The following is an 11942-nucleotide window of genomic DNA, read 5'->3' on the forward strand; positions in this document are numbered from 1 at the left end:
CATGAAAAAATATCTGGCATCCATTTTACTGCTCATACCGCTGCTGGGGTATACCGCCCCCCCCAAAGCTGCAGATATTTTTACCTTGGCAGCAAAAGTTGCCGATCCGAATACTCTGCTTTTATCCTGGGAAATAAAACCTGGATATTTTTTATATAAGGACCGCATCAAACTGCTCGATGAAACAAACAGCACTTATTCTCTTGGCAGAGTCATTTTTCCGCGCGCATTAAAAAAGACCGACAAACTTGGCCGCACTTATGCCATATATCGTGAAAAAGTCTTGTTGTCTGTGCCAATCCTTGGCAGGCAGCCAGGGGAATCTATATTACATGTCCATTTTCAAGGCTGCGCCGATAACGGATTTTGTTATCCACCGCAAAGTAAAAAAATTAAACTTACCCTAAATACCGACCTTGCCCTGCAACAAGCTGAAGCGATGGTGGATAGCGCACCGCTTACTCAGAAGAAACCTGAAAATAAAGCAGAGCAAATTTTATCTACCAATAATATGCCCTTTATCATGCTCGGATTTTTAGGGTTTGGTTTATTGTTAGCCTTTACTCCTTGCGTCTTGCCCATGCTCCCTGTCCTGTCCGGGATTATTGTTGGTCACGGACCTGGTTTATCGACCCGGAAAGCATTTTTACTGTCGTTAAGTTATGTATTGAGCATGGCATTTACCTATGCTGTGGTAGGAGCCATCGTGGCGCTTATGGGACAAAACTTGCAAATTTTCATGCAATCTCCTGTAATCATTACGCTATTTAGTCTATTTTTTGTAGCGCTCGCCTTATCGATGTTCAATTTTTATGATTTACGCTTGCCCTTATCCTGGCAAAACAAGCTGGCAAGCGTTACCCGCAGCCAAGAAGGCGGGCATTACCTGACGGCTGCTCTGATGGGCTGCCTGTCTACCTTGATTCTATCCCCTTGTGTGACAGCTCCTTTAATCGGGGCGCTCAGCTATATTGCCCATACCGGTAATATTGTCTTTGGCACCCTCGCTTTATTTTTTCTGGGCCTAGGCATGGGTTTACCTCTATTATTAATTGGTCTTTCCGCCGGTAAATTATTGCCAAAAGCCGGGCATTGGATGAATACCGTAAAATCATTTTTTGGCATTTTATTGATCGCGCTTGCAATTTATTTAATGGAACGGGTATTGCCTGCCATTTATACCATGCTGTTGTGGTCCGGGTTATTGGTATTTTCTGGAATTTACATGGGTGCCTTAACCCCGGCACGCAGCAATTCTGCCCGATTTGCCCAGGGTTTGGGGATCATGTTTTTAGGGTATGGTTTACTTATTCTCATCGGCGCAAGTCAGGGGAATACAAACCCATTATTACCCTTAATGAAAAATAGCGAACACAAAGTACAACTTTCCTATCCCGTGGCCAAAAATATAGCGGAAGTGCAACAAGCTTTGGCAGCTGCAAAAGGAAAACCGGTTATCCTTGATTTTTATGCAGACTGGTGTAGTGCTTGTAAGGTGATTGCCGCGACAACCTTACAAGACCCACATGTACTCAAAGTTCTTAATAAATTTGCGCTGGTGAAGATTGATCTCACCGCCAATGATCACGATGCGCAAGCCTTGTTAAAACACTTCAATGTAGTGGCTCCCCCCACTTTTCTTTTTTTTGATGCAAGAGGCGACGAAATAATCAATGCGAGGATCGTAGGGGAAATAACGGCAAAAAGCTTTTTCATAGAACTTAAGAAAATTTTGTCTTCGGAAAGTTAAACTTGTATAATCTGCAAGCTTTTTTACCACGATTTGAATAACAATGAACCATAAAATAGGATTTGTCAGTTTAGGTTGCCCCAAAGCATTGGTGGACTCAGAACGCATCATCACCCAACTGCGCGCACAAGGTTACGAACTTGTGTCCAGTTATCAGGATGCCGGGGTTGTGGTTATTAATACTTGTGGTTTCATTGACTCAGCAGTACAAGAGTCATTGGATACGATACAGGAAGCTATGGCTGAAAATGGTCGGGTTATTGTAACCGGCTGCCTCGGTGCAAAAGCTGATAAAATTCGCGAAGCATGCCCGGATGTGCTGCACATCAGCGGTGCTCATGCCTATGAAGAAGTAGTACGCGCCGTGCATCGCCACTTACCGCCCCCAGTTGATCCCTTCACCCAACTCATCCCACCGCAAGGGATTAAACTGACACCCAGACATTATGCCTATCTTAAAATCTCAGAAGGTTGCAACCAAAAGTGCACATTTTGCATTATTCCCAGCATGCGCGGAAAATTGCAAAGCTACCCTATTACCCAAGTTTTAAGTGAGGCAAAACGCTTAAAGGATGCGGGGGTAAAAGAAATTTTAGTTATTTCGCAAGATACCAGCGCCTATGGTGTAGATACGCGTTATGAAGCCGTTAGCTGGCAAAATAAAACGATTAATACACGTTTTTATGATTTATGCGAGCAACTGGGCGAACTTGGAATCTGGGTGCGCTTGCATTATGTTTATCCTTATCCGCATGTCGATGAAATCATCCCTTTGATGCGCGATGGTTTAATTTTGCCTTATTTGGATATTCCCCTACAGCATGCAAATTCCAGAGTGCTGAAAGCCATGAAGCGTCCGGCCAGCAGTGAAAATACATTGGCGCGCATTGCTTCCTGGCGGGAAATTTGTCCTGACCTCACCATACGCTCAACTTTTATAGTGGGTTTTCCAGGTGAAACTGAAGAAGAATTTGCAGAATTGTTGCAATTTTTGCAAGACGCCCAGCTGGATCGGGTAGGCTGCTTTCAATACTCACCTGTAGAAGGCGCCAAGGCCAATGAATTGGCTAATCCTGTACCGGCAGAAGTGAAAGAAGAGCGCTATCACCGTTTCATGCAAGTCCAGGCTGAAATCAGCCGCAAAAAATTGGCAGCTAAAGTCGGCACAGAACAAACTGTATTGATTGATGAAATTACCAAAGAACACGTCGTTGCACGCAGTGTCAGCGATGCACCTGAAATTGACGGGCTGGTTTTTCTACCGCATCATCCGGATGCAAAAACCGGTACATTTAGAAATGTCATCATCACCGCTAGCGATGCTTATGATTTATACGCGGAGTTTAAGCCATAAAATTTGTACGGCAGTTGTGCAGCGAAATTATCGTAAACTGTAAGAACTTGGCTTCGTATCTTCTTCGGCAGTGGATTTTTGCTGCATGACCTTGGCCACCTCCTGGTTCCTTTGCAAATACTTCCTAAGTGCCACTGCCGCTTCTTCATCTTTTGTATCCGCAATTCTCAGGAAATAATCCGCTGCGATTTCCACTGATTTTACAGCTGTTCTACGGCCCTCATTATGATACGTACCCATGTTGAATAAGGCCATCGGGACTCTCTTGTCTGCTGCTATTTTTGTCCAAAAAAAAGTCTCGGCATCGGCATCTATAAATTGTGCATAATAGCGCGCTATAGCGAGGGCATCTTTACCCTTTACCCAGTGCCAGTTTTTCTTTATCTCAGGTTCCAATTGTTGAAATGTTTCCTTAGCTTGTTTTAGCTTGAAAACAAAAGAACTAGTTTGCATCGTTGTAATGGCGGCCGTGAATTCTTTGGCTTTTTCTGAAAATTCTTTATATTCATTTTTTTTAGTGGTTAAAACACGCAATACATTCTGCGCCTGATGAGAAGTCAGTGCCAAATTAAGACAAGATGGTGCATCAGCAAAAGAGCCAATCAATTCATTCACTTCCGAGGGTAGACAACTTAGCTGGTTTAGCTCGAGAACTTCTTCTTTTACGGCATCAATTAATTTTTCTGAAGTGGTTTTGGCCCAAAACCAAGGGGATCCTGTGAACCACCATTTAACCATAGGTCCAATAATTATACCGGTTACTAAGGCAAAAGCTGTATTAGCAATCAGCAAGCCTATCCAAGTCGACCAATGACGATGTTTTGTTATTATCGGAGAGTTTTGTAAATGAATTCTGATGTCAAGGTCAATGTCTGCCAACAATTCTTTTTTTGTACCTTTGGTTATTGGTTTAAATCGATATTTTTCAACGGTTTGTTCCAAATCAGATGCCAAATCACATAAAGCTCTGGCTTTGTCATCATCGCCTTCGGTCTTCAACACATCGCCATGTTTTTTTATTTTTTCTATTAAAACAAACAGCCCGGCATAATTAACGTTTCTGGATTTCTCAATCGAAGCGGTCGGTGTCGGCATAATCAACTCAGGTAAAATCCACTAACCATAGTGTAATAAAATTACACAAATATAGCAATCATAAAGCAATTACTTGTTGAGCAAAAATTCCTCACTAATTTCTTTTATCTGTTTAGGAAATTTCGCAACGCTTAGGAAATTTGGTTGCAACAAATAAAAATGCAAAATTTGATGGCAATCATTGTATGCCTTGGCCAATTGTGTAAATTGCAGCTTGCTTAATATTTTTTGCCTATAAAGTTTAGTTAATTGCTCCAGGTTGTGTGTGCAGAAAACAAACTCTTCTGCCGGGTAAGCTAACATTAAAAATTGAATCAAAAATTCTAGATCAATGAGTTCCCCTGCTGCGGGCTTTACCTTGTCCTCATTGTTTTTGCTAATCTTTAGCCGCATTTCTTTTATATCTTTTGCCAGTATCGCCCTATCTCTAGGCAAAAATAAAACATCTTTTTTTAATTGATTAAATGCGGTGTGCAGCTGCGTATTTCCATATAAAATGCGCGCCCGCAACAAAGCTTGGTGCTCCCAAGTCCAGGCACTGTGGTATTGATATTGAATGAAAGCATCGATGTGGCTCACCAAAAGCCCACTCGCGCCTGAAGGACGTAGACGCGTATCCACAGCATACAAGACACCTGCCTGGGCACGCATGGTCAGCATATGCAATATTTTTTGGGTTAAACGGGTGACAAGACTTTCCTCTGCGCGCTCGGCTGCATGTAAGAAGACCAAATCCACATCCGAATCATAATTCATCTCTTGACTACCTAATTTTCCATAAGCAATGATGGCAAAATTGGATTTAATTTTTTCAATTTCGGGATAGCGTTCTGCCAGAGCAGTACAGGCATTGGCCAATACTTCATTGATGATTACTTCGGCAACATCCGCTAAAAAACGGCCAATTCGCACTGAATCACAATGCCCGGATAATTCTGAGCGGGCTGCCAACAACCAGCACATGAGTTTAAATTGACGCAAAATTTCATTGTATTCTTCACGTCCGACACAATGCGTCAAGCGTGCCTGCAAAGATTTTCGTAATTCTTCCTTGTTTGCAGGCTGCCAGCTGTCATCTTGATCGACTAATACCTCCAATAAAAAAGGTTGCTCGACTAAGAGGGATGTAATAAAGGGGCTGGTGGCAAACCAATGCAGCAATTCTTGCAATACATTCGGCTTTTCAGCCAACAAGGCCAAATAGGCACTCCGTGAGACGATGCTTTCAAGCAAGCGGATAACTTGCAATAAAACGGCATCTGTATTTTGTAATTTAGCTAATTCGCTTAGCAGCAAAACCATAAAGCGGTCTAAACGCAAACGGCTGGCTTGCGACAATCTGCGACAGCGCGGCGCATGCCGGAAAGCATAAATAATTTGATAGCAACGCTCCGCTTCCTTAAACCCTAAACTTGCAAGCAAATTAACAGCCATACCTGGTTCCACATGACCTTGCCACAAACTGGTTAATTGATTAAACAAGAGACGCTTTTCATTTTCATATACGTCTGCTTTCCCAAGCACACCATGGAATGCGTGGCTGACAATGCGCCGATATTGCTGCAATTTCTCAAGCAAATCTTCCCAACGCTCATAACTCATCGCCATGGCTATTTGCATACGCACCAGCTCATCTTGCGGGAGAGAATGAGTTTGTTGATCGCCATGTATTTGTAATGTGTTTTCCAATTGTCTTAAAAATAAATAAGCTTGCTGCAAAACATCTGTATGAGCGAGCAACCTCTCCTGTTTTAACGCTTGCAGTGCTTCCAGAGCATTTTCTTTTTGAATTTGCGGTAACCGCCCGCCGCGAATTAATTGAAAACATTGGATAATGAATTCAATTTCACGAATACCGCCACGGCCGCGCTTAATGTCATCAAGCATGGAATTAAGCTGCACTTCTCTCTCGATCATGGCCTTCATGCTGCGCAACGATTCAATCACGCTGAAATCAACATAACGCCGATAGACAAACGGTTTGATTAGGCGAGTAAACCAAACCTTTTGCTGGCCAATGAGTCTGGCTTTCACCATAGCGTAACGTTCCCAATCCCGGCCTTGCTCCTGATAGTAAGTTTCAAGAGCTTCCAGGCTTTGTACTAGCGGCCCACTATCCCCGTTTGGGCGCAAGCGTAAATCGATACGAAAGACAAAGCCATCTGCAGTCATGGTTTGCATCAATTGGGTAAATAGCTGGGCCACCTTAGTGTAATATTGCTGGTTACTAATCCTTTCAGCACCGTCTGTGCATCCTGCTGCAGAAAAAGCAAAAATTAAATCCACATCGGAAGAAAAATTAAGTTCCCGCCCCCCCAATTTTCCCATGGCCAAAATATAAAGTTCTGCTTCATCGCCGTTTTCATGCCTGGGCGTGCCATATTTATGGGATAACTGCTGCTTACAGTAAGTTAAGGTATACAGGATAAGCGTATCAGCGCAGTCTGACCATGCAGCCATAGTCTGCTGCGTAGTAGCTAAATTTGCCAATTCACGCAAAAATAAACGCAATAATTGACGATGGCGAAATTGTCGGATTTGGCTTGCAAATGCATGATGCGGCAAATCCAAGGAAACAACGGTTAGTAATTTCTCATAATCTTTTTTGGCAAAAGCCATGCTGCAATCATCTTCTTGCAGTAAAGCTTGTAAATTAGCCACCTGCCGACAAGCATAGTTACTCACATAAAGGAGGTGTTTTGCAACAGGAAGCAATGGATGCAGCAGATCGGCAAAGTATTTATAAAATAAATTATCTTTTACAGCAAAGAAGTTTGCAGATTTATAAATTGTCATTTAAACGTTCAGAATCCAGAATGAGCGAGTGGATATTCAATATACTACATACTATATCTCAGCAAGAATAAAGCACTTCTTCATCGTATCTGTTTGGATTTTATAAATTACACTACAGGTGTTAATTACAAAGTCAATGGATTATATATATACTGAAAGCAATAATCATTTTTGTCCTGCTTTGAAAAGGTAATTGCATGAAACAACTCAAACTTATCATTTTTCTTCTCACTGCTCTGGCTTGTACCGTTTCTTTCGCCCAAAACCCTCCTTTGCGCGTGGCGCTTAACCGGTTTTCACCCCCATTCGTCATGCAGGGAGCGCATGAGCAATTATTTGGATTCGACGTGGCAATGATGAATGCAATATGTAAAATATTAGAGCGAGAATGCCAGTTTCGCGTAATGAGTTTTAACCAACTCCTCAATGCAGTGGTGAACAAGGAAGCAGATGTGGCGGTGGGCTCTATCGGCATTACTGCCGAACGCGCCGCCCTAGTTAATTTTTCATTACCTTACTTGCCCAGCAAAGCTTTATTTATGGGGGATACGAGTAAATTAAACGGACAAGAATTCAGCATCAAGACTCTAAACAATAAACGGATTGGCGTGGAAGCGGGCACCGTGTTTACCAGCGAAATCACCCACATGGGAATTAATAATCCCGAAGTGGTAACCTTTCAGTATGAGGAAGACATTATTGAAGCTTTAGCGAATGAAGATATTGATTTTGCCTTGCTTGACGCGCCTTCCGCGCAATATTGGCAAGCTCATAGCAGTTTAAAAATATTGGGTGAACCAATCCCTTATGGCTTAGGCTTGGGGATTGGCATTGGCAAAGATGACATGCCTTTGCTGCAATCCATTAATCAGGCTTTATTGCAATACCAAAATAGCCCTGACTTCAAAAAAGATTACAACATGTATTTACAAGCGTTTTAATATAGCCCTCAGGCTAAGCTGGCCGGGGCAAAGCAATTCAGGAAGAATGAATACTGAGGCGGGTATGCAAAAATAATGTTTGCCAGCTTCATGTAACCGCAGCCATGAGTTAGACGTTAAACTGCCGGTCTAGTGAATGGTTTGTCCTTGGGTAATGCAGTAACTGATAACTTGTCGCGTCACGAAATCACCCTGGTTAGCACCATACATGGAATTAAATTGTTTGGCTAAAGCAAGGACCCAATTAGCCAGGCGAAAATTCATTCGCTTTTCACCCTGATCAATGACCAATTCAAACAAACCCAATGTTTGAGTTTCTTGCTCTTTGGCATACTCTTCCATAATAAGTTGTGCAATGTGCATGTCTTTATTTTTAGTAGGCCAATTTTTATTCACTTGCGTACCCCCTTACATAAATTAATTCAGTAAATTGGTATGGTTTGCAAAAATTCAAGTGTGCAACAATATATTGTATAATATTTACATTGTTTGCACAATATAAATACTTTTTATTCACTACGGGCATGCACGACGCCTTGAGATTCGTACCACAATGTCATAAATAACACCATGACAATGGGACCTAAAAATAACCCAAGCAAACCTAGAGTCTCCACACCACCCAAAATACCAAACAATACGGCAAGGAAAGGCAATTCAATCGCACCACCTATGAGTACAGGTTTAACAAAATGATCAGCGACAAACATTACAAAAGTGCCCCATGCGATGACAATAATGGCGGCAATCATACTACCGCTCGCCAATAAAATGAGCGCCACGATTGCAAACACAATCGGCACCAAGAAAGGAATCATGGCGGCAAATGCGGTAATAAAACCTGTTAGGGTTGGTGCGGGAAACCCTACTAAAACATAACACGCACCCATTAAAATACCTACGCCAATACCAACCACAATGGTACCGTTTACCGTGGCGCGTAAGGCATTGGGCAATCTATCCGCATAGCGAAACCACCGCCCGCCTAAACAAGTTTCACCAATATGATTGATTTGTTGGAATATTTTGTCGCCGTCACGATAAAAGAAAAATAAAGTCAACAGCGTAAAACCTAGTTGAAACCCGCGATGCGCCAACCCTACTCCGATTTGCTTAATATAATAACTGGCTGGTGTTAACGACAGATGAAGATTGGATAAAAAATTACGTACATAGCCCGGACGACCAATATTTTCATTCCAATAAATTACCAAATCTTGGCCTATAAACGGAAAATCGCGTATAAATGCTGGAGCTTGCCCCCCTTCACGATTTATTAATTGCAAATAATTAATAAATAACTGCAATTCCTTAACCAATACGGTAACAAGCCAGCTTAAGGGAATGATTAACAACAAAGATAAAACCGATGTAAATAAAAAAGCGGCCAGATTGTGCTTTAAGCCAAACAACCGGCGCCAGCGCTGATATAAAGGATAAGTAGCAATGGCAATGATGGCTGCCCATAAAATGGATGGTATGAAACGGTGAATAATAAACAAAGCCAGTAAAACAATACTGATGGTCAAACCAATGCTTATCAATTCTTTATGATTGTCGTTCACGCAAAACCCCAAGCCAATAATTGTAAAACGATAAAGGCAGGAATAGCCGCCAAAACATCATCGAGCATAATTCCCAAACCGCCACGTACGTGTTTATCAACAAACCGTATGGGCTCAGGTTTCCAAATATCGAAAATACGAAACAGGACAAAACCAATAATCGTCCAGGCGATGCCGGGTGGAGCAAGGAACATGGTCAACAAATACCCTACCACTTCATCCCAAACAATGCCGGCATAATCATGCACGCCTAAATCCCTGGAAACTTTATCGGCTACAAACACTCCTAATAAAAAAGCCGCAAGAGTCCAACATGCATAGATGCCCCAAGAATTTCCCGCGAGCAATAAATAGACAGGGATAGCGGCTATTGTGCCCCATGTCCCGGGCGCCACCGGCATCAAACCACTGCCAAACCCAAAGGCAATAAAATACACTGGATCCTGCCATACCCGCTGTCCGATTTTTAGCATATGCATTTCAACCCCTTCTAAGGTAAAAATAATACCTGCCTCGCCACGGGAGCCATCAAAAATGACTATAACCCTTTACCGGCAACCTCTCAATGCATGCACCCCGTCGCCCCCTTAATCCGCGCGCCTCTTCAATCATGCCAATCTTAACGCATCGCTTGCCGTGCTGCTTGAGTTGTTTTTTAAATTCTTGTTCATGCTCGCGGGGAATGGTAAAGCACAATTCGTAATCATCCCCACCCTGTAATGCCATCGCAAGCGCTTTATGCGGACGGTGTTTCTTAAGCACAGGGTGAACAGGGATTTGCTCAAGATCCAGGCATGCGCCAACGCCACTGGCATCGCAAATATGATTTAAATCCGCATTTAAGCCATCTGAAATATCAATTGCAGCCGTTGCGTATTGTTGTAGATAAGGGATGAGATCGACACGGGGAATGGGATGCAATAATTTTTCCATGAGTAATTCCTTATCCTCTACATGTCCAGAAGATAAATAGTCAACTGCCAAAGCGGCAGCCCCTAATTCACCGCTGACAAAAATTGCATCGCCAGCCTTGGCGCCACTGCGCGCCACGGCTTTTCCAGCAGCAACAAGCCCATGAATTGTCACGGTAATTGTTAATGGACCTCGAGTCGTATCACCACCGATTAAAGCTATATTATAAGGAAGTAAAGCTGCAGTTAAGCCTTCGCTAAAACGCTTTAACCAAACTTCATTGCATTCCGGCAATGTCAACGCCAGAGATACCCAGGCAGGTTCCCCCCCCATGGCAGCTATGTCGCTAATATTGACCATGATTGCTTTATAAGCGATATCAAAGGCATCAAAATCAGCTAAAAAATGAATTCCAGAAACCAAAGTATCGGAACTAACCAGTAAGTGTTTCCCTAAAGGAATGCTAAGACAGGCCGCATCATCGCCAATTCCCAGCACAACGTCATCACGCGTATGCACAATGGATTTAAAAAAAACCTCAATCAATGCAAATTCATTCATGATTGCTGCTGATTTCCACCATTCTCACTTGCTGGGCAAGGTTGTTTAATACCCCATTCACATAGCGATAGCCATCTTGCGAACCGAACGTTTTGGTCAATAACACAGCCTCATCCAAAACTACACGATAAGGCAATTCCGGACAGTGCATCAATTCAAAAGCACTCAAACGCAACACGGTAAGTTCAATCGGGTTTAAACTTTGAATGGGCCGATCCAGAAAAGGGGTAAATGCAGCTTCAAGCTCTTTCACATGCTCAGGAACCCCGTACAATACACGCCGGAAATAATTGCCATCCACTTTTGACATATCATTGCCAGCACGAAACTGTGCTTCAATTTCAGTCGGCTCACTGCCGGACATTAACCACTGGTACAAAGCTTGTAAGGCAAGCTTTCTTGCGCGCCGTTTACCTTTAATATCTTGATTATCCACGGTTACCTCATGAGGATTTATCGAATTTACTTATTTGTTAACTACGTCCTTGCCTTGCTTATAAAAATCCTTTTACTTTTTATCGCCATCCATCTGATCAATCGTTTGCCTGAATTCACTCACATCCTTGAAGCGTTTGTACACGGAGGCAAAACGCACGTAAGCAACATGATCAAGGCGATACAATTGCTCCATAACCCATTCCCCAATTTGACGGGAATCAATTTCCCGCTCACCTTTTTGTCTGATCTTTTGCATGATGGCGACAATTGCTTCTTCTAAAGCATCCACACTGACAGGTCTTTTTTCCAAGGCACGCAACATACCCGCCCGCAAATTTTCAATGTTGAATGCTTCTCTGCGCCCGTCGCGTTTAATTACTACTGGCATGATGAGTTCCGCAATTTCAAACGTAGTAAAACGCTCATGGCAGACAAGGCATTGCCTGCGGCGGCGGACTTGGGTGCCATCGGCGACCAAACGTGAATCCACTACCTTGGTTTCTTCAGCACGGCAAAAAGGACAAAACATA

Annotated in this window: 11 protein-coding genes; 3 read left to right on the top strand and 8 right to left on the bottom strand. The window is 42.8% G+C overall.

From position 1 onward, the window contains the following. The first annotated feature begins 1 nt into the window (after position 1). Together dsbD and rimO are read left to right on the top strand one after the other, a co-directional pair. Positions 2–1750, top strand: coding sequence for a protein-disulfide reductase DsbD (dsbD, locus tag NKV53_RS01305; RefSeq protein ID WP_127057288.1), 1749 nt, complete (start codon positions 2–4; stop codon positions 1748–1750). A 43-nt stretch (positions 1751–1793) separates the two neighbouring features. Next, complete coding sequence (gene rimO, locus NKV53_RS01310) at positions 1794–3104, top strand: 30S ribosomal protein S12 methylthiotransferase RimO (protein WP_127057287.1); 1311 nt, start codon at positions 1794–1796, stop codon at positions 3102–3104. 27 nt (positions 3105–3131) lie between these two features. Here rimO and NKV53_RS01315 read toward each other — a convergent pair whose 3' ends face one another. Further along, positions 3132–4199, bottom strand: a complete 1068-nt coding sequence (locus NKV53_RS01315; protein WP_127057286.1) for a hypothetical protein — start codon at positions 4197–4199, stop codon at positions 3132–3134. Positions 4200–4268: 69 nt separating this feature from the next. Further along, the gene (gene glnE / locus NKV53_RS01320; protein ID WP_127057285.1) at positions 4269–6995 is read right to left on the bottom strand and encodes a bifunctional [glutamate--ammonia ligase]-adenylyl-L-tyrosine phosphorylase/[glutamate--ammonia-ligase] adenylyltransferase; all 2727 of its coding nucleotides are present in this window, start codon (positions 6993–6995) and stop codon (positions 4269–4271) included. A 197-nt stretch (positions 6996–7192) separates the two neighbouring features. On the opposite strand from glnE, the gene NKV53_RS01325 reads away from it, so the two are divergent. Further along, positions 7193–7936: a transporter substrate-binding domain-containing protein gene (locus NKV53_RS01325; protein WP_127032678.1), complete on the top strand. Its 744-nt coding sequence runs from the start codon at positions 7193–7195 to the stop codon at positions 7934–7936. Positions 7937–8065: 129 nt separating this feature from the next. On the opposite strand, the gene NKV53_RS01330 is transcribed toward NKV53_RS01325, so the two are convergent. From NKV53_RS01330 to nrdR, 6 genes are all read right to left on the bottom strand, one after another. Further along, a complete protein-coding gene (locus NKV53_RS01330) occupies positions 8066–8332 on the bottom strand; it encodes a hypothetical protein (protein ID WP_126953620.1) in 267 nt (88 codons plus the stop codon). 113 nt (positions 8333–8445) lie between these two features. After that, entirely contained in the window at positions 8446–9501 is a 1056-nt protein-coding gene (locus NKV53_RS01335; RefSeq protein ID WP_127032677.1) for an AI-2E family transporter, read from the bottom strand. Beyond that, positions 9498–9980 (bottom strand): phosphatidylglycerophosphatase A, encoded by a 483-nt coding sequence (locus tag NKV53_RS01340; protein ID WP_127057284.1) that lies wholly within the window; start codon positions 9978–9980, stop codon positions 9498–9500. Before NKV53_RS01340 ends, NKV53_RS01335 begins: the two co-directional genes overlap by 4 nt. A gap of 49 nt (positions 9981–10029) precedes the next feature. Continuing rightward, positions 10030–10974, bottom strand: a complete 945-nt coding sequence (thiL, locus tag NKV53_RS01345; RefSeq protein ID WP_127057283.1) for a thiamine-phosphate kinase — start codon at positions 10972–10974, stop codon at positions 10030–10032. Beyond that, on the bottom strand, positions 10967–11410 hold the full coding sequence (nusB, locus tag NKV53_RS01350) for a transcription antitermination factor NusB (protein WP_126953616.1): 444 nt from the start codon (positions 11408–11410) through the stop codon (positions 10967–10969). Before nusB ends, thiL begins: the two co-directional genes overlap by 8 nt. Positions 11411–11482: 72 nt before the next feature. Then, positions 11483–11941: a transcriptional regulator NrdR gene (nrdR, locus tag NKV53_RS01355; RefSeq protein WP_126953615.1), complete on the bottom strand. Its 459-nt coding sequence runs from the start codon at positions 11939–11941 to the stop codon at positions 11483–11485. Between the last annotated feature and the right edge of the window lies 1 nt (position 11942).

This window comes from Legionella sp. 27cVA30, assembly GCF_024160945.1.
Classification (GTDB): domain Bacteria; phylum Pseudomonadota; class Gammaproteobacteria; order Legionellales; family Legionellaceae; genus Legionella_A; species Legionella_A septentrionalis.

What these genes read in the sequence shown, in the direction of transcription:
- dsbD (WP_127057288.1), top strand. Translation starts at nt 2, where the DNA reads ATGAAAAAATATCTGGCATCCATTTTACTGCTCATACCGCTGCTGGGG.
- rimO (WP_127057287.1), top strand. Translation starts at nt 1,794, where the DNA reads ATGAACCATAAAATAGGATTTGTCAGTTTAGGTTGCCCCAAAGCATTG.
- NKV53_RS01315 (WP_127057286.1), bottom strand. Translation starts at nt 4,199, where the DNA reads ATGCCGACACCGACCGCTTCGATTGAGAAATCCAGAAACGTTAATTAT.
- glnE (WP_127057285.1), bottom strand. Translation starts at nt 6,995, where the DNA reads ATGACAATTTATAAATCTGCAAACTTCTTTGCTGTAAAAGATAATTTA.
- NKV53_RS01325 (WP_127032678.1), top strand. Translation starts at nt 7,193, where the DNA reads ATGAAACAACTCAAACTTATCATTTTTCTTCTCACTGCTCTGGCTTGT.
- NKV53_RS01340 (WP_127057284.1), bottom strand. Translation starts at nt 9,980, where the DNA reads ATGCATATGCTAAAAATCGGACAGCGGGTATGGCAGGATCCAGTGTAT.
- thiL (WP_127057283.1), bottom strand. Translation starts at nt 10,974, where the DNA reads ATGAATGAATTTGCATTGATTGAGGTTTTTTTTAAATCCATTGTGCAT.
- nrdR (WP_126953615.1), bottom strand. Translation starts at nt 11,941, where the DNA reads ATGTTTTGTCCTTTTTGCCGTGCTGAAGAAACCAAGGTAGTGGATTCA.